A 16,558-nucleotide genomic window follows, 5' to 3' on the forward strand; every position below is an offset into this window, starting at 1 on the left:
ACCGCATGCGCAGATCTGGCGAGGACTTCGTCCTCGATCGCAGCCTGCGGCAGCGGCTACAGAGAGTGGTGTCCACGGTTGAACTGCCCTCCACGATCCTGTAGCCGCTGCCGAGCCCGCGAGGCTGCGATCGACGGCGCAGCCGGCGCAAAATCTGACAGCACTTTCTGTCTGGAACACCGCATGCGCAGGTCTGGCGAGGACTTTGTCCTCGATCGCAGCCTGCGGCAGCGGCTACAGAGAGTGGTGTCCATGACTGAAATGACCCTGCTAGCATTGCGCCTGACTCATTCCCGATCAGCCACGAGTGCTCAGCATGCAACTCCCGGACATGAACCTTCTGGTCGCCCTCGACGCCCTGCTCGACGAGGGCAGCGTGGTCGGCGCGGCGCGGCGCATGAACCTCAGCCCGGCGGCCATGAGCCGGACCCTCACGCGGATCCGTGAGGCATTGGGCGACCCGATCCTGGTGCGCGCCGGCCGTGGCCTGGTGCCCACGCCCAAGGCCCTGGAACTGCGTGGCCAGGTACGTGACCTGGTGGAGCAGGCGGCGCTGGTGTTCCGCTCCGGTGACCAGGTCGACCTCGGCACCCTGCGCCGGCGCTTCAATGTGCGCGCCAACGACTTCTTCGTCGGCGTCTATGGCGGTCGCCTGATCGACACCCTGGAGCGCCAGGCGCCCCATTGCGAACTGCGTTTTGTCCCGGAGGGCGATGGCGACGACGAGGCCCTGCGCGAAGGGCGGATCGACCTGCGCATCAGCAACACCCGCCCGCTGACCCCGGAAGTGAAGGTGCAGAACCTGTTCTCCACCACCTTTGTCGGCCTGGTGCGCGAGCATCATCCGCTGCTCGACGAGGAGATCACCGCCGAACGTTTTGCCGCCTTCCCGCACATCAGCATGTCCCGGCGCGGCCTCGCCCGCGGGCCGATCGACGCGGCGCTGGGCGACCTGGGCCTGCAGCGCCGGGTGCCGCTGATCGCGCCGAGCTTCCATGCCGCGATGTTCATGCTGCCGGACTCGGACCTGATCCTGCCGGTGCCCAAGGAAACCCTGCTCAGCGTGTCGCGCCTGGGCCTGCACCTGCGTTCCTTCGCCTTGCCGATTCCCCTGCCGACCCTGGTGCTGACCCAGGCCTGGCACCCGCGCTACGACAAGGACCCGGCGCACAAATGGTTCCGCGAAACCCTGCGTGCCTCCTGCAACGAAACCTGGCACGTCGCCCAGCCCTGAAAACCACAACCCTTGTAGCCGCTGCCGAGCAACGCGAGGCTGCGAACGAGGTCGGCGGCATCCGACTTAGCCCTCGCCAGGCAGCGCCCGCGATTGGCCTGTTGGATCAGGTCGCCTGGTGTTGCGACGGCTGCGCCGCCGATCGCCGCCGATCGCAGCCTCGCGGGCTCGGCAGCAGCTATATGTCATCCAATCGTTGCGTTTGGTGCACTTATAAGCTGCCGATAAGTCAGTTTTCGTCAGCTGTCGGGCTTTTTAAACTGCTTCGGTATTTCCATCGGAGTCATTCCCTTCATGAGTTCCCTCGCCGTGGCTGTGCCGGCACCCGTTGAAGTGGCCAGCAAACCGGCAGCTGTCAGCCCCGCGGTCTTCGGCCCGCGAATCATCATCGGCCTGCTCGGCGTATTGCTGGTGGTGCTGGTGTCGGGCCTCAACGAAATGGTGACCAAGATCGCCCTGGCCGACATCCGTGGCGCCCTGGCCATCGGCTATGACGAAGGCACCTGGCTGGTGGCCAGCTACACCGCCACCTCGGTGGCGGCCATGGCCTTCGCGCCCTGGTGTTCGGTGACCTTTTCGCTGCGGCGTTTCACCCTTTGCGCCATCGCCCTGTTCACCGTGCTGGGCGTGCTCTGTCCGTTCGCCCCGAACTACCAGAGCCTGTTGCTGCTGCGCACCGTGCAGGGCCTGGCCGGCGGCGCGTTGCCGCCGATGCTGATGACCGTGGCGCTGCGGTTCCTGCCGGCCAACGTCAAGCTCTACGGCCTGGCCGGCTACGCCCTGACCGCCACCTTCGGCCCGAGCCTGGGCACGCCGCTGGCCGCCCTGTGGACCGAATACGTCGGCTGGCAATGGGCGTTCTGGCAGGTGGTGGCGCCGTGCTTGCTGGCGATGCTCGCGGTGGCTTACGGCCTGCCCCAGGACCCGCTGCGCCTGGAGCGCCTCAAGGCCTTCAACTGGCGCGGCCTGCTGCTGGGGTTTCCGGCGATCTGCATGCTGGTGATCGGCATCCTCCAGGGCAATCGCCTGGACTGGTTCGGCTCGCCGCTGATCTGCCTGCTGCTGGGCGGGGGCGCGTTGTTGCTGGTGCTGTTCTTGATCAACGAATGGTCGCAACCGATTCCGTTCTTCAAGTTGCAGATGCTCGGCATCCGCAACCTGTCGTTCGCCCTGCTGACCCTGGCCGGGGTACTGGTGGTGCTGACCGCGGTGATCATCATTCCGTCCAGTTTCCTGGCCCAGGTCCAGGGCTACCGGCCGTTGCAGACCGCCCCGGTGATGCTGGTGATGGCCCTGCCACAGCTGATCGCGCTGCCGCTGGTGGCGGCCCTGTGCAACCTGCGCTGGGTCGATTGCCGCTGGGTGCTGGGCATCGGCCTGACGATGCTGGTGCTGTCGTGCCTGGGCGGCGCGCGGCTGACCTCGGCGTGGATCCGCGACGATTTCTACGTGCTGCAACTGTTGCAGATCTTCGGCCAGCCGATGGCGGTGCTGCCGTTGCTGATGCTTTCCACCGGCAGTATCCAGCCGATCGAGGGGCCGTTCGCTTCCGCCTGGTTCAACACCGTGAAAGGCCTGGCGGCGGTGATCGCCACCGGCGTGCTGGATGCCCTGACCACCCACCGCCTGCATTTTCACTCGACCATGCTGGTGGACAGCCTCGGCAACTCGCCGCTGAGCGCCGTCGACGCCAGCAACCTCGCCCAGCGCCTGCACCGCCAGGCCGTGGTGCTGACCTCCGCCGACCTCTACTACGTCATGGCTGGCGTGGCGGCGGCCTTGATCCTGCTGATTTTCTGGCTGCCGACGCGGATCTATCCGCCACGCGCGCCGACTTGAACGTTCACTGAGACAGAAGGTTTTTATGACGATCCACATCAAACACAAACTCGCCGTCAGCGTGGCGGCGGTCGCGGTCCTCGGCGTGCTGGTGTATCTGGTTACCGGCAAGGCCACCGAGCAGACCACCAACGATGCCTTCGTGAGCGCCGACTACACCCTGGTGGCCCCGCGCGTGGCGGGTTTCATCAAGGAAGTGCTGGTGGAAGACAACCAGCGGGTCAAGGCCGGCCAGTTGCTGGCGCTGATCGACGATCGCGACCTGCGCGCCGCGGCCCAGGCGGCGGACGCCGAAACCCTGGTGGCCAAGGCGCAGTTGCAGAACGCCCGCGCCACCCTCGACCGGCAAAGCACGGTGATCGCCCAGGCCCAGGCCTCGGTGGTGGCCGCGCGGGCGGAAATGGCCTTCGCCGAACATGAACTGAACCGCTACAACCACCTGGCCGGGGTCGGCGCCGGCACGGTGCAGAATGCCCAGCAGGCCCGGACCCGCATCGACCAGGCCAGCGCGCGGCTGGCCACGGCCACCGCGGCGCTGGCGGCGGAACGCAAGCAGGTGGAGATCCTCACCGCCCAGCGCGACGCCGCCGAAGGCGGGCTGAAGCGCGCCCAGGCGTCCCTGGAAATGGCCAGCTACGAGCTGTCCTACACGCGCATCGTCGCGCCGGTGGACGGCATGGTCGGCGAACGCGCGGTGCGGGTCGGCGCCTACGTCACGCCGGGCAGCAAGATCCTCGCCGTGGTGCCGCTGGAGCAGGCCTATGTGGTGGCCAACTTCCAGGAAACCCAGCTGGCCCACATGCGCGCCGGGCAGCCGGTGCAGGTGCGGGTCGACAGCCTGGACGGCGAAACCCTGCGCGGCCGGGTCGAGAGCCTGGCGCCGGCCACCGGGGTGACCTTCGCCGCGGTCAAGCCGGACAACGCCACCGGCAACTTCACCAAGGTGGTGCAGCGCATTCCGGTGAAGATCCTGCTGGAGCCCGGCCAGCCCATGGCCGAGCGCCTGCGGGTCGGGATGTCGGTGGAAGCGAGCGTCGATACCCTGGGCCAGGCCAGCTCCGCGCGTGAGGTGGCGAAGCGATGAGTCGTCTGCTCCAGCCGGTATTCGCCCTGAGCCTGTTGTCCCTGGCCGCCTGCAGTGTCGGCCCGGATTTCCAGCGCCCCGAAGGGCCGCGGGTCGAGGCCTGGGCCAGCCCGCAAAAGGCTGCGCCGAGCCAGGTGGTGAGCAGCCCCCTGGACGAGCGCTGGTGGGAGGTCTTCAACGATCGGCAGCTGTCGGCCCTGAGCCGGCGCGTGCTGACCGACAACCTCGACCTGCAACTGGCCACCAGCCGCCTAGAACAGAGCCGCGCGGCGCGCCAGGTGGTCACCTCCGAGCGTTATCCGACCAGCAGCGCCAGCGGCGGCTACGCGCGCAAACGCAACAGCGGCGAAGGCCTGAACGACCCGTCGGGTCACGAAGGCAAGTCCGCCTTCAACCTGTGGGACGCCGGCTTCTCGGCTTCCTGGGAACTGGATTTCTGGGGCCGCGTGCGGCGCGAAACCGAGGCCGCCGACGCGACCCTGGAAGTCGCGGAGAACGACCGGCGCGGGGTGCTGCTGGCGGTACTGGCCGAGACCGCCCAGGACTATATCCAGCTGCGCGGCGTGCAGAGTACCCGCGCGGTGACCGAGCAAAACCTCGACGTCGCTCGCCACAGCCTCAAGCTCTCGCAACTGCGCCTGGCCGACGGCGTGGCCACCGACCTGGACGTGGCCGAAGCCGCCGCGCAGGTGGCGACCATCGAGTCGCAACTGCCGGCCTTGCAGCAGCGCCAGGCGCAACTGATCAACGCCCTGAGCCTGCTGATGGGCGAGCCGCCCCAGGCCCTGCACGCCGAACTCGCGGCGGATGCGCCGGTGCCGCAAACCCCGCGCCAGGTCGCCATCGGCCTGCCGTCGCAACTGGCCGAACGCCGCCCGGACATCCGCCAGGCCGAAGCCCGCCTGCATGCCGCCACCGCCAGCATCGGCGTGGCCAAGGGCGACTTTTATCCGCGCATCACCCTGTCGGGCAACTTCGGCTCCCAGGCCATGCAGCTGTCGGACTTCGGCTCCTGGGGCTCGCGCCAGTTCGGCATCGGCCCGCAGTTCAGCCTGCCGCTGTTCGACGGCGGCCGCCTGCGCGGCATGCTGCATCTGCGCGAAGCCCAGCAGCAGGAAGCGGCCGTCGCCTACCAGCAGACCGTGCTGCGCGCCTGGCATGAAATCGACGACCAGCTGACCCGCTACAACAGCAGCCAGCTGCGCCGCGACAGCCTGGCCGAAGCCGTGCGGCAGAACCAGATCGCCCTGCGCACCGCGCAACAGCAGTACGTCGAAGGCGTGGTGGACTTCGTCAACGTCCTCACCGTCCAGGGCGCCTTGCTCGCCACCCAGGAGCAACTGGTGGAAAGCTCGACCGGCGTTTCACTGGCCATGGTCGGCCTGTACAAGGCCCTGGGCGGAGGCTGGGAGTCGGCGTATCCGTTGGCTAGCGCGGATTCTGCAAAAACACCACATACCCCCTGAACCACGGGCTGTCGCGCAGATAGCCCGGCTCCTGCCATTCGCCGCCCTGGATCAGCCCCACCTTGAACGGCAGGCCCATGCGATCGAGGCGGGGCAGGTAGGTGGCGTAGTTGGGGATGCTGTGGCGTCCCTGGTAGGTCTGCACCACCACTTCGTCGATGACGCCCTTGAGCCCGGCGATGGCCTCGGGGTTGGCGTTGCTGCCCCAGTCCATCAGCCCGGTGATGCTCAGGCGGTACTGCGCAGGCAGGCGCTGGCGCAGGTCACGCAGGAAGCTGGCGTACTCGTCGAGGTAGCGGGTGCGGGCGTCGAAATCGATCTGGATGCCGACCACCGGGTTGCCGGCCTGCTGCCAGCGCTGCACCTGGCCCAGCAGCTGGCGGTAGACCGGTTCCGGCCAGTGCAGGGTGTGGGCGCGATAGACCACCCAGACCTCGCCCTGGCGCAGGCGCGGAACGGCCATGCCCTGGGCGATGAAGTGCACGTTGCCGCTCGGGTCGCGACGCGAACGGCTGATCTGCCCTTGCAGGATGTACAGGGTCTTGGCCTGGCTCAGCACCGGCTGCGGGGCGACGCCGCTCCACAGCCAGAAGGCATCGTGATCGCGGGCGTCGACCGCCGCCTGGGCACTGCCGGCCAGCAACAGCCAGACCGGCAGCAGGCATCGCCAGAAGCGGCTCATGCTTACCAGTAGTACTGCTGCGACTTGCCCCACTGGGTGTCGGCGAAGGTGCCTTTGAGCTGGCGGAACCAGGCCTTGCGTACCGCGGGCTCCACGTCTTTACCGCCACAGCGGTTGTTGCCCGAGGAGGCAAAGCAATTGATCGCGCGGTACAGGGCGTAGGCGCGGTCGTCGCGTGGCGCCTTGCTGTTGGCGATCACCTGTTTGTAGCCCTCGAGGCGGGAGAACGCTTCGCCCTTGAAGGCCGACGGCGTGCCGCCCAGGGACAGCTTGTCGGGCTGGCTGTCCAGCGGCATGCCGTCCAGGCCGTTGCGCAGGATGAACTCACCGAGGCAGTTCAGGCCTTGCGGGCTTTTCCCATCCTTCTCCAATGCCGCCGCGGTTTCTGCGAGGCTCGGGCAGACGTAGCCGGACTCGGCCTCTTTGCCGTTCCACTGGAACAGCTTGAGCGACTGGCCGTTGCTGTAGACGTAACCCAGGCTGTAGCCAAGCTTGTCTTCAGGGGCGCTGGCGGGAAGCTGCCCAAGGTCGCTGGCAAAGGCCGCGTACTGGCCGCGCAGCAGGTCCTTGTAGAGCAGCACGAACTGCGCGGTATTACGTTCCACCGGGTCGGCGGCCTGGCTGATCTGCTGGCGCAGCAATTCGGCGTCGGCCACATGGCGCAGCAGGGTGAAGCGCACCTGCGGGCTTTGGATTGGCGAGTCGACGGCGAACACCTTGGCCAGCTGGTGGTTGCGCTCGTAGTTCATCGCCAGGGCCAGCTCCAGCTGTTCCCGTTGCAGCGGTTGCTTGGCCAGGGGCAGCAGTTGCAGCCATAGGGCCTGTGCGCCCGAGGCGTCGTTCTTCGCTTCCAGGGCCAGGCCGCGCAGGGTCTGCTGGCTGAAGGCGAGGTAGTCGAGCTTGGCCGCAGGCTCGGCGGGCAGAAGTTTCAGCGCGGCGTCGGGGTCGTTGTCGACGTACAGGGCGAAGGCCGCTTGCAGGTAGTCGTACAGCGCCGGTTGCCCGGCGAAGACCGCCTTTTGTTGTTGCAAGGCGTCGCGGGTCAGCCGGCCTTCGGCTTGCTCGCGCATCCACATCAGGTCGTTGACCGCCAGCAGCAGGGGCGTGCTGACCGGGTTGCGGTTGACCATCAGCAGCTTGGTGTCGACTTCTTCCACCAGATCGTCCAGCGACAGGTTGCGCTGTTCGTCCTTGGCCTGGGTCATTTGCCAGGCGTAGTCGGCGGCGAGTTTGTCGGGATTGCCGTCCAGCCAGTGCACCCGGCGCAGCAGGCCCTTGGCCGAGGCGACGTAGGCACCCTGTGGATAAGTTCGCAGGTAGGCGTCGAAGCCGGCTTCGGCCTGTTGCAGGGTGGACTTATCCACATGCTCGAGCGCCGGCATGCCGTATTCGTCGAAGGCATTCTGCTGGGCGCTGTTGAGGAGCGTACGGGCGTTCATGTACAGCGCAGTCTCTTTCAGCCAGGCATTCGGGCTGTCCTTGAGCGTGGCGAACGCCGCGCCGGCCTCGCTGAAGCGGCCGCTGTAGAAGTCGCCGGCGGCCTGTAGATAAGTGGCGAAACCCTTGCCCAGCGGTGTCTGCAGGTCGGTCGGCAGCAGGCTGGCCAGTTGCGGGCTGTCCCAGTTGCACGCGGCGAGCAGCTTGACCCGGCTCTGCGCCAGTGCCTGGCGTTCGCTGGCCGGCAGGTCGGCGGCGATCAGTTGGTCGACGAAGGCCTGGGCGCTGGCGTCCGAGTTGCTGCGGCAGCGGCTGCCTTCGCCGGACAGGAAGGCATCGCCGGCTGCTTGCGGGGTTTCGCGCACCACCTGCAAGGACTCCAGGCGGCCGTTGAGGTCGGTGTTCTCCGGGGTTTGCGCGGTATCCGCGTCCTCAGGGCCGGGCGCGGGTTGCAGGCGAAATACTGGAAACGGCACCGCCCCATAACCCTCGTCCAGGTTATCGGCGTCCAGCGCTTTCGGCGCCAGGGGCAAGGCACCGCTGTCGGCCAGCAACAGGCGCAGGTTCACCCGGCTGTCGTTGCCCGGGTTGAGAAACGGCAGGTTGCTGCAGCTGTCGAGGTTTTTTTTGACCAGGGTCCAGCGCGGGTAACAGGAATCGTCGGAGCTGGCCTGGGCCTGGTTGCAGAGGAGGGCGCCGAGCGCCAGTGTCAAAGACGACAAAAGACCGATACGCATGAATTGTCCTTAATCCGAAACGATGGGAGTCGAAGGTCCAAGTGTGGTGCAAATCATACAGAAGGCATTCGCTGGCATCTAAAATACCCACACGACACGACACGACACACGCCGCGCCGGACAAGGCATCTATGCTGTCAGGCGGGCGCTCGATGCCGTTGTCGGGATTGATAAAGATAGTGGCCACTTGCTTGACGCTTGTGCTTGCTGTCTTAGACTCCGCCCCATCCGTCAGGGAGTTACGGTTATGCGGCGATTTCATGGATTGGGATTGGGGTTGACCTGTCTGGCGTGCCTTGCACAGGCGCAGACACCTGCGCCAGATGATTCGCTGCTCAGTGACAGCGCTGCCGGCGCCGCCGTGGCCAGCGGCAGCGAAGCGCGCGGCGTGCTGCGGGCCAAGGATCAGGCGGTACTGGCCGGCGAGCTGTCCGGGCGCATCGTCGAGCTGCCCTACAGCGAAGGTGAGTCCTTCAAGAAAGGCGAGGTGCTGGCGCGCTTCGATTGCTCGGCCTACCAGGCCCAGCTCAATGCCGCCCAGGCCGCCAGCCGTGGCGCCAACGAAGAGCTGGCGCACAACCGCCAACTGGCTTCGCTCAACTCGGTCGGCCGCTTCGAAGTGGCGCGAGCCGCGGCCAAGGTCTCCGAGACCCAGGCGCAATCCCAGGTCTACCAGGTGCAGGTCAAGCGTTGCAGCGTGATCGCGCCGTTCGACGGGCAGGTGGTGGCGCGCAAGGTACAGCGCTACGAAAGCGTGACGGCCGGCTCGCCGCTGCTGGAAATCGTCGACAACCGTTCCCTGGAAATCCACCTGCTGGTGCCGTCGAGCTGGATGGGCAAGCTCAAGGCCGGGCAGACCTTCAGCTTCGTCCCGGATGAAACCGGCAAGCCGCTGGCCGCCACGGTCAAGCGCCTCGGCGCGCGGATCGACGAAGGCAGCCAGACGCTGCTGCTGGTGGCGGCCGTACCCAACGCCGAGGGCCTGTTGGCGGGCATGAGCGGCACGGCGCGGTTCGCGGAGCTCAAATGAACGCGCCGGTAGCGGGCGCCGCCGAGCAGGTTTTCGCCCGGTTCCTCGACCTGGAGCGCCAGACCCGCGCCGCGCGCACGGTCGAGCAACTGGCCTACAGCCTGGTCAACGACAGCCAGGCACTGTTCGGCTATCGCCACGCGGCGCTGGTGATCGCCGGCAAGGTCCGCGCGGTGACTGGTGTCAGCGCGCTTGATCCGAATGCACCCTTCGTGGCTTTCGTCGAACAAGCGGTGGCCCAACTGTTCAAGCTCGAGCTCGCGCAGCAGGCGCGGGTGGTCGCGGCCGAGCAACTGAGCGCCCCGGTACGGGCCGACTGGCAGAGCCTGTCGGCGGCACAAGTGTTCTGGTTACCGCTGATCGATCGTCAGGGCGCGCTCTTTGGTGGCCTGTGGCTGGCCCGCGACAACCCGTGGAACCCTTCCGAACAAGTATTGCTGGCGCAACTGGGCGACACCTACAGCCACGCCTGGCTGGCGCTGCAACCGCGCAAGCCGTGGCGCCTGCGCTGGAACCGCAAACGCCGGCTGGCGCTGTTGGCGGTGGTGTTGCTGGGCTTGCTGATTCCGGTGCGGCAATCGGTGCTGGCGCCGGCCGAAGTGGTGCCGCTGGGCGGGCGTGTGGTGGCGGCGCCGCTGGACGGGGTGATCGCCGAGTTTTTGGTCAAGCCCAACCAGACGGTGAAGACCGGCGACCTGCTGCTGCGTTTTGAAAACACCACTCTCAATGCCCAGGCCGATGTCGCCGCCCGCGCCTTGGGCGTGGCCGAGGCGGAACTGAAGGCCAATTCCCAGCGGGCCTTCGCCGATGCCGAATCCAGCTCGAAGATCGACCTGCTCGCGGCCCGGGTCGAACAGAAACGCGCCGAACGCGATTACGCCCGCGAATTGCTCAAGCGCAGCGAAGTCCGGGCCGAACGCGACGGCATCGCGGTGTTCGCCGACGCCGAGCGCTGGACCGGCAAACCGGTGCAGACCGGCGAGCGCCTGATGGAAATCGCCGACCCGAGCCAGGCCGAGTTGCGCATCGAACTGGCCGTGGGCGATGCCATTGCCCTGGAGCCCGGCGCGCAGGTGGCGCTGTTTCTCGACAGCGACCCGTTGCAGCGCCATCTGGCCAGCCTCGAACGGGCGGCCTACGAGGCGCAGCCGACGCCCGGCGGGCAATTGGCCTACCGCCTCGATGCGCGTTTTCGCGACGCGCCGCCGCGGATCGGCCTGCGCGGCACGGCCAAGCTCTTCGGTGAGCGAGCGCCGCTGGCGCTGTACCTGCTGCGCCGCCCGCTGGCCGGCCTGCGGCAGAGCGTGGGCCTGTAATGAACCTGCCGGGCCTGCGCGCGGACTTGCAGTTGTCGCCGGCGGCGCCGGCGCTGGACGGTTCGCCGCGCTGGACCCTGGCCGACCCGGTGCGCGGCCGCTATTTCAAGCTCGGCGCGGCGGCGATGCGCCTGCTCAGGCATTGGTCCCTGGGGGATGCCAACCAGGTACTGCGCGCCGCCAACCGTGAGCCGGGGCTGCCCCTGGGCGGCGCGGAACTGGAAGAGCTGCTGGGTTTTTTGCGCAGCCATGACCTGATCACCGCCCTCGATCCGCAGCAGCGCGCCAGCTATGAGCTCAAGGCTGCCGCGCAGCACCAGAGCCTGTGGCAGGTGCTGCTGCACCAATACCTGTTCTTTCGTATCCCGCTGTGGCGCCCGGACACCTTTCTCAATCGCGCCTGGCCGTGGCTGGCGCGGTTCGGCCCGGGGCTGCTGCGCTACGGCTTGCCGCTGACCCTGGGGCTGGGGGTGTTTCTGGTGTCGCGGGACTGGCAGCGCTTCCTGGCGACCTTTCCCCACCTGTTCAGCCTCGGTGGCGCCCTGGCGTTCGGCGTGGCGCTGTTCTTCGCCAAGCTGTGCCATGAGTTTGGCCATGCCTTCATGGCCAAGCGCGCCGGTTGCCGGGTGCAGAGCATGGGGGTAGCGTTCATGGTGCTGCTGCCGATGTTCTACACCGATGTCAGCGATGCCTGGCGGGTCAATGACCGTCGCGCGCGCTTGCTGATCGGCGCCGGCGGCGTGCTGGCCGAGCTGCTGCTGGCCAGCATCGCCCTGCTGGCCTGGTCGCTGCTGCCGGACGGCCCGGCGCGCACCGCGGCCTTCATGCTCGCCAGCGCCACCTGGATCACCACCCTGGTGATCAACCTGAACCCCTTCATGCGCTTCGACGGCTACTTTCTGCTCAGCGATTTCTGGGAGGTGGACAACCTGCAAGGGCGGGCTTTCGCCCTCTGTCGCTGGCGCCTGCGCGAGGCCTTGTTCGGCTACCGGGCGCCGGCGCCGGAGCCCTGGTCGCCGGCCATGCAGCGGCGTCTGCTGTGGTGGGGTTATGGCTCGTGGCTGTGGCGCGCGGTGCTGTTTTTCGGGATTGCGCTGGCGGTGTACCACCTGTTTTTCAAGCTGCTGGGCATCTTCCTGATGCTGGTGGAACTGGTCTGGTTCATCTTTTTGCCCATCGTGCGGGAATGGCGCGAATGGTGGACGCGCCGCGAACAGGCCCACGCGCCACGGGTGTTGCTCAGCGGCCTGGGGTTGTTGGCGGCGCTGCTGCTGGTGGCGGTGCCCTGGCGCGGCTCGGTGGAGGTGCCGGCGATGCTCGAAGCCGGGCGTGCCAGCGCCTTGCATGCGCCGGTGGCGGCGCGGGTCCGGCAGGTCAATGTCAGCGACGGCCAGGCGGTGAGCAAGGGCCAGGTTCTGGTTGAGCTCGAATCCCCGGACCTGGCCTCGCGCCAGGCCATCGCCCGGCGGGAAATCGAGATCCAGCAATTGCAGATGCGCCGCCGCGCCGGGCGCAGCGAGACCGCCGCCGATGCCGGGATCGTCGAGCAGCAGCTGGCCGAGGCCGTGGCCGAATATCGCGGCCTGTCGGCGCAACGCGAGCGCCTGCTGCTGCGCGCGCCCGAGGCCGGTCAGCTGCGTGACTTGCTGCCGCAACTGCAGGTGGGCCGCTGGGTTTCGCCCAAGGAGCCGCTGGCCCGGGTGGTCGAGCCGGGGGCGCGCTTGCGTGGGTTTCTCGCCGAGGCCGACCTGTGGCGGGTCGCGCCGGGCGCCACGGGGCGCTTTATCGCCGACGACCCGATGCACCCGGCGCTCGAGGTGCAATTGACCGAAGTCGATACCAACGGCGTGGCGTATATCGACCAGGAGGCGCTGACCTCCGATCACCATGGGCCGATTGCCGTGCGCCGCGATGAAAGCCGCCGCGCCGAACCGGTCCAGGCGCAGTACGGCGCGCGGCTCAAGGTGCTCGACGCCAGTGTCACCCCGAGCCAGCCGCTGCGCGGCGTGGTGGTGTTGCAGGGGCGTGGCGAGTCGTTGCTCGGTACGGCCTGGCGGCGCCTGGCGGCGTTGGGCGTGAGGGAAAGCGGGTTCTGAAACAAGGAATGTTCAGGGAGAACGCATATGTTGCATAAGGATTCGGCCATGTCCGATGGCCTGGTGGTACGTCCGTCGCGACCCACCGACGGGCCGTTCCTGCAAAGCCTTTACCGTTCGGCGCGCAGCGATCTGCAATGGATCGATGGCGAACAGGAGCAGATCGAGCAGGTGATCGCCCAGCAGTTCCAGGTCCAGGAGCAGGGCGCGGGGGAGAACTTCCCCGGCGCCATGCACTACGTGATCGAAAAACTCGGCAGCGCCATCGGTGCCTTGACCACCGATTTTGGCGCCAATGAAATTCGTGTGCTGTACCTGGCGTTCATTCCGGCTGCTCGTGGTCGCGGTTACGGGCGCACCGTGCTGCGGGGCGTGCAGAAGGCCGCCGAGCAGGTGCGCTGCCCGGTGGCCACGGTGGTCTGGGCCAGCAACCCCCATGCGCGCCGGCATTACCTGGCGCTGGGGTTTCAGGTCGAGGAAGCCAACCCGGCGGCCGAGCGGCTGGTGTGGTACCCCGGCCCGCGCGGCTGAGCGGCGTAATTCGGCGGGTTCGAGCCGGTGCCCGGGGCGCTGCCGCCAGGCACGCTCGGTTCAGTTGAAGGCGATATAGAAATAGCCCAGCGTCGGATCGCGGCCCAGGGCCGGCACCCGTGACACGAATATGCCCTGCAGGTGGCCGACGCCGGGCAGTTCCAGGTCGCACAGGCCGTCGACGAACGCTGTCGGCTCCAGGCTGTTGAGCTCGACGCAGAAGGGCATGCGCGGGCTGTTCGGCATGCGGGCCTGGGGAGTGTCCTTGATGGACTCGATATGGACCGGCAACACGCTGCCGTCCGGTAGCAACAGATTGCAGGTTTGCCCCAGCAAAGGCTGGAAATGCTCACTTTGCAGCAGATGCAGCATGGCGCCACTCCTGGCTGGAAAAAGGGCCGGGGGAATGTCCCCCGGCGCGAACTTCAATTGCGCGATGGGAACAGGCCGTTCAGGGCCACGCTGAAGTTGATCACCAGGAACGGGTTCATGACTTCCAGCGGCAGGCCGTTGCCGGCGGGCGAGATGGTGCCGGAGATCGTGGTGCTGACCCCCTGGAGGGGCACCGGCGTGGCGCCCAGCCCATCGGAATAGATGGTCGCGGTGCCCGGCCCGCCGCCGGAGGTGCCGATGAAGGAATTGGTGGCCGTCGGCACGCTGACCGGGCTGCTGGCGGGGTTGGCCAATTGCAGCGTGGTGGCGGCGCTCACGCTGGCGAGGGTGTGGGTGTGGGACGGCAGGTTGTTGAGGGTCGGGGTGACGTTTTCGGTACCGGAAACCTCGCCGATCACCCGTGGCGTCAGGCCCAGCCCGTTACCCTGGCCGATGGGCAGCCGCCCTTGCAGGTTCGGCAGCTGGAAGTTGGTGGTGCCGTTGCCGCCGTAGTAGGTGCCCAGCAGGGAAAACAGCGCCTGGTATTGCGAGATCCCCAGGGTCTGGCCGTAACACGAGGCCCAGCCGTTGGGAGGGAAGTTAAAGGAAAAAGCTTGAATGGTGCCCATGAACACTTCCATAGTTTTTTATCCTTCAGGTTAATCAGTGGGACTCCCTGAGCCGATCCCTGGTGTCTGGCCTGACAGCTTGACCGATATGGTCAGAACGCCAAGCGGGCTCGTCGACAGCAATGGTTAGCGTAGACGCTGCTCCGCCAGTCGCCTGGGGTGATGGGGTGCCTTATGTCTGGCCGGATAAACCGCGATGCTGTGCTGGTAAAACGTTGGCGCAGGGGACATTCATGGCGTTTCGCAGAGAGCCACAATTGCTGGATACGGCCGGGCCGGGCATCGCCCATCGGCTGGCGAGCGACGCACAGCGCCTGGTCGCGGTGCTGCGGGCGTACTGGCTGCTGCCGATTTTGCTGCTGGCGGCGGCCACCCGCTTCTACGACCTGACCGCCGCGGCCATCTGGGGCGATGAAGGCTCCAGCCTGTTGCTCAGCCGCTACGGCCTGAGCGAACTCTGGGGGCATGCCGCCCACGATGTGCATCCGCCGCTGTACTTCATGCTGCTGCGCGGCTGGATCGCGCTGTTTGGCGACGGCATCTTTGCCATTCGCAGTTTCAGCGCCTGGCTGGGGATCGTCTGTGTCGGCCTGGGGGTGTGGCTGGTGGCGCAGATCGCCAGCCGCCGCGCGGCGATCCTCGCCGGGTTCCTGCTGGCCCTGCTGCCCACCGCCGTGCGCTACAGCCAGGAAGTGCGCATGTATGCCCTGTTGGGGGTGTGGCTGCTCGGTGCCACCCTGGCCCTGGTGTACTGGCTCAGGCAGCCCCGGCGCCAGAGTTACCTGGTGTACTACACGCTGCTGATGAGCGCGGCGTTCTACACCCACTATTTCACCGCGCTCTGTGTGCTTGCCCACTGGGCGTACCTGTTGCTGTTGCGCCTGCAAGCGACGCCTGCGAGCCGGGCGATCAGCCAGCCGGGCTGGTGGCTGGCCAACCTCGCCATCGTCATGCTGTTCGTCCCCTGGCTGCCGGGGCTGGTGGACCTGCTGCAGCATATCGACCAGCTGAAAGCCAGCGGCGACGTGGGCTGGGAGCCGTCGGTGGACTTTTTGTCGTTACCCTCGATGGTCTGGCAATTGCTGACCCAGGACGATGGCGAAAGCCGTTCCCCGCTGCTGTTCGCGGGCCTGCCGCTGCTGGTGCTGGGCGTTGTCGCAATGCTCGCCTGGCGCGACCGCACGCCCTGGCGCTGGAGCTGGCTGCTGGTGACCTACAGCGTGCTGCCGCTGTTGCTGGTGTTTGCGGTGTCGTTCGTTTCGCCGGTGTTCATCGAGCGCTACCTGACGGCCTATGCCCTGGGCCTGCCGCTGCTTTTCGCGATGGCGATCGACCGGCTGCTGGAGCATGCCCGCGCGCTGGCGCTGGCGGTCCTGCTGCTGTTCGCCGGGGCCGAGGGGGTCGGCCTGAACAACAACGCCACGGTGGATAGCAACGATCAGATCAGCGTTCTGGTGGACTACGTGAACCAGCGCTACGTGGCCGGCGACCGGATCGTCACCAGCGACCTGCTGTGGTACCTGAGCTACGTCTACTACAACCGTACCGACGCCCAGCCGCTGCTCTACACCCCGCCCACGCCCGCCGGCGTCTCCACTCGGCCCAACGCCTATGGTTTCGGCACCCTGGTCGAGCAGCAGGCTGACAGGCTTTACCTCGACCGGCTGTCGGCGCTGCCGGTGGGCAGTGGTCGCGTCTGGCTGATTGGCACGGCCGACCAACCCGACGAATTCGCCCCGCTGCCGGCGCAATGGCGAAAAGCTGGCGAATTCACCGCCGGCGGGGTCACGGCGCGGTTGCTGGTGATATGCGGCGTGACGCAGCGCCAGGCGTCGCTGCAAGCACTGTGCGCCCAGGCTGGGAAACCTGCTGGATAGCAGCCTTGGGCGGTTTTGCGCAAAAGATCGGCCTGTGAACCGGTCGATGGACGAAAGGCAGAATTCAGGGCCAGCAGTGGCTTGATCGGTTCACGTTCGGTTCCAGAGCGGCGAGTGTTTTTAAAACACACGTTTTTTATGGTTTTTGCTTCGAATTGATATCAAAGCACCACTAGTTGGTTTTCTGACCTTGCACTACGCTTTTTCCTACAAATGGACTTATAGCTA

The 16,558-nt window shown here is 66.9% G+C and carries 13 protein-coding genes; 9 read left to right on the plus strand and 4 right to left on the minus strand.

Features of this window, described 5'->3' with window-relative positions:
- Positions 1-316 precede the first annotated feature (316 nt).
- The 4 genes from BMY68_RS24820 to BMY68_RS24835 all read left to right on the plus strand — a co-directional run bounded on the left by BMY68_RS24820 (position 317) and on the right by BMY68_RS24835 (position 5,623).
- Complete coding sequence (locus BMY68_RS24820; protein WP_085533217.1) at positions 317-1,234, plus strand: LysR family transcriptional regulator; 918 nt, start codon at positions 317-319, stop codon at positions 1,232-1,234.
- A 294-nt stretch (positions 1,235-1,528) separates the two neighbouring features.
- Positions 1,529-3,073, plus strand: a complete 1,545-nt coding sequence (locus tag BMY68_RS24825; RefSeq protein ID WP_085533219.1) for an MFS transporter — start codon at positions 1,529-1,531, stop codon at positions 3,071-3,073.
- 25 nt (positions 3,074-3,098) lie between these two features.
- A complete protein-coding gene (locus tag BMY68_RS24830) occupies positions 3,099-4,157 on the plus strand; it encodes an HlyD family secretion protein (RefSeq protein WP_085533221.1) in 1,059 nt (352 codons plus the stop codon).
- Positions 4,154-5,623, plus strand: coding sequence for an efflux transporter outer membrane subunit (locus BMY68_RS24835; protein WP_085533223.1), 1,470 nt, complete (start codon positions 4,154-4,156; stop codon positions 5,621-5,623). Before BMY68_RS24830 ends, BMY68_RS24835 begins: the two co-directional genes overlap by 4 nt.
- On the opposite strand, the gene BMY68_RS24840 is transcribed toward BMY68_RS24835, so the two are convergent.
- Together BMY68_RS24840 and BMY68_RS24845 are read right to left on the minus strand one after the other, a co-directional pair.
- Complete coding sequence (locus BMY68_RS24840; protein ID WP_085533225.1) at positions 5,586-6,305, minus strand: DUF3142 domain-containing protein; 720 nt, start codon at positions 6,303-6,305, stop codon at positions 5,586-5,588. The genes BMY68_RS24835 and BMY68_RS24840 overlap by 38 nt on opposite strands.
- Before the next feature lie 2 nt (positions 6,306-6,307).
- The gene (locus BMY68_RS24845; RefSeq protein WP_085533227.1) at positions 6,308-8,479 is read right to left on the minus strand and encodes a PA5441 family protein; all 2,172 of its coding nucleotides are present in this window, start codon (positions 8,477-8,479) and stop codon (positions 6,308-6,310) included.
- 247 nt (positions 8,480-8,726) lie between these two features.
- On the opposite strand from BMY68_RS24845, the gene BMY68_RS24850 reads away from it, so the two are divergent.
- The 4 genes from BMY68_RS24850 to BMY68_RS24865 are packed head-to-tail and all read left to right on the plus strand — an operon-like array spanning position 8,727 to position 13,452.
- On the plus strand, positions 8,727-9,509 hold the full coding sequence (locus tag BMY68_RS24850; protein ID WP_085533229.1) for an efflux RND transporter periplasmic adaptor subunit: 783 nt from the start codon (positions 8,727-8,729) through the stop codon (positions 9,507-9,509).
- A complete protein-coding gene (locus BMY68_RS24855) occupies positions 9,506-10,825 on the plus strand; it encodes an efflux RND transporter periplasmic adaptor subunit (RefSeq protein ID WP_085533231.1) in 1,320 nt (439 codons plus the stop codon). The genes BMY68_RS24850 and BMY68_RS24855 overlap by 4 nt, the downstream gene beginning before the upstream one ends.
- Positions 10,825-12,921, plus strand: coding sequence for a site-2 protease family protein (locus tag BMY68_RS24860; protein ID WP_085533233.1), 2,097 nt, complete (start codon positions 10,825-10,827; stop codon positions 12,919-12,921). Before BMY68_RS24855 ends, BMY68_RS24860 begins: the two co-directional genes overlap by 1 nt.
- A gap of 27 nt (positions 12,922-12,948) precedes the next feature.
- Positions 12,949-13,452: a GNAT family N-acetyltransferase gene (locus BMY68_RS24865; RefSeq protein WP_009041587.1), complete on the plus strand. Its 504-nt coding sequence runs from the start codon at positions 12,949-12,951 to the stop codon at positions 13,450-13,452.
- A 60-nt stretch (positions 13,453-13,512) separates the two neighbouring features.
- On the opposite strand, the gene BMY68_RS24870 is transcribed toward BMY68_RS24865, so the two are convergent.
- Both BMY68_RS24870 and BMY68_RS24875 read right to left on the minus strand, forming a co-directional pair.
- On the minus strand, positions 13,513-13,824 hold the full coding sequence (locus BMY68_RS24870; RefSeq protein WP_085533235.1) for a DUF6916 family protein: 312 nt from the start codon (positions 13,822-13,824) through the stop codon (positions 13,513-13,515).
- A 53-nt stretch (positions 13,825-13,877) separates the two neighbouring features.
- Positions 13,878-14,465 carry a phage tail protein gene (locus BMY68_RS24875; RefSeq protein WP_009041589.1) on the minus strand — a complete coding sequence of 196 codons (588 nt, stop codon included), beginning with the start codon at positions 14,463-14,465 and terminating at the stop codon, positions 13,878-13,880.
- 221 nt (positions 14,466-14,686) lie between these two features.
- On the opposite strand from BMY68_RS24875, the gene BMY68_RS24880 reads away from it, so the two are divergent.
- Positions 14,687-16,330, plus strand: coding sequence for a glycosyltransferase family 39 protein (locus tag BMY68_RS24880; protein ID WP_085533237.1), 1,644 nt, complete (start codon positions 14,687-14,689; stop codon positions 16,328-16,330).
- The last annotated feature ends 228 nt before the right edge of the window (positions 16,331-16,558 follow it).

It is taken from the genome of Pseudomonas sp. NFACC41-3 (assembly GCF_900109505.1).
In the GTDB taxonomy this organism is placed as follows: Bacteria; Pseudomonadota; Gammaproteobacteria; order Pseudomonadales; family Pseudomonadaceae; genus Aquipseudomonas; species Aquipseudomonas chlororaphis.

Bases quoted from the DNA above. Each gene is read 5' to 3' on its own strand.
- BMY68_RS24820 (WP_085533217.1), top strand. From the start codon at position 317: ATGCAACTCCCGGACATGAACCTTCTGGTCGCCCTCGACGCCCTGCTC.
- BMY68_RS24825 (WP_085533219.1), top strand. From the start codon at position 1,529: ATGAGTTCCCTCGCCGTGGCTGTGCCGGCACCCGTTGAAGTGGCCAGC.
- BMY68_RS24830 (WP_085533221.1), top strand. From the start codon at position 3,099: ATGACGATCCACATCAAACACAAACTCGCCGTCAGCGTGGCGGCGGTC.
- BMY68_RS24835 (WP_085533223.1), top strand. From the start codon at position 4,154: ATGAGTCGTCTGCTCCAGCCGGTATTCGCCCTGAGCCTGTTGTCCCTG.
- BMY68_RS24840 (WP_085533225.1), bottom strand. From the start codon at position 6,305: ATGAGCCGCTTCTGGCGATGCCTGCTGCCGGTCTGGCTGTTGCTGGCC.
- BMY68_RS24845 (WP_085533227.1), bottom strand. From the start codon at position 8,479: ATGCGTATCGGTCTTTTGTCGTCTTTGACACTGGCGCTCGGCGCCCTC.
- BMY68_RS24850 (WP_085533229.1), top strand. From the start codon at position 8,727: ATGCGGCGATTTCATGGATTGGGATTGGGGTTGACCTGTCTGGCGTGC.
- BMY68_RS24855 (WP_085533231.1), top strand. From the start codon at position 9,506: ATGAACGCGCCGGTAGCGGGCGCCGCCGAGCAGGTTTTCGCCCGGTTC.
- BMY68_RS24860 (WP_085533233.1), top strand. From the start codon at position 10,825: ATGAACCTGCCGGGCCTGCGCGCGGACTTGCAGTTGTCGCCGGCGGCG.
- BMY68_RS24865 (WP_009041587.1), top strand. From the start codon at position 12,949: ATGTTGCATAAGGATTCGGCCATGTCCGATGGCCTGGTGGTACGTCCG.
- BMY68_RS24870 (WP_085533235.1), bottom strand. From the start codon at position 13,824: ATGCTGCATCTGCTGCAAAGTGAGCATTTCCAGCCTTTGCTGGGGCAA.
- BMY68_RS24875 (WP_009041589.1), bottom strand. From the start codon at position 14,465: ATGGAAGTGTTCATGGGCACCATTCAAGCTTTTTCCTTTAACTTCCCT.
- BMY68_RS24880 (WP_085533237.1), top strand. From the start codon at position 14,687: ATGGCGTTTCGCAGAGAGCCACAATTGCTGGATACGGCCGGGCCGGGC.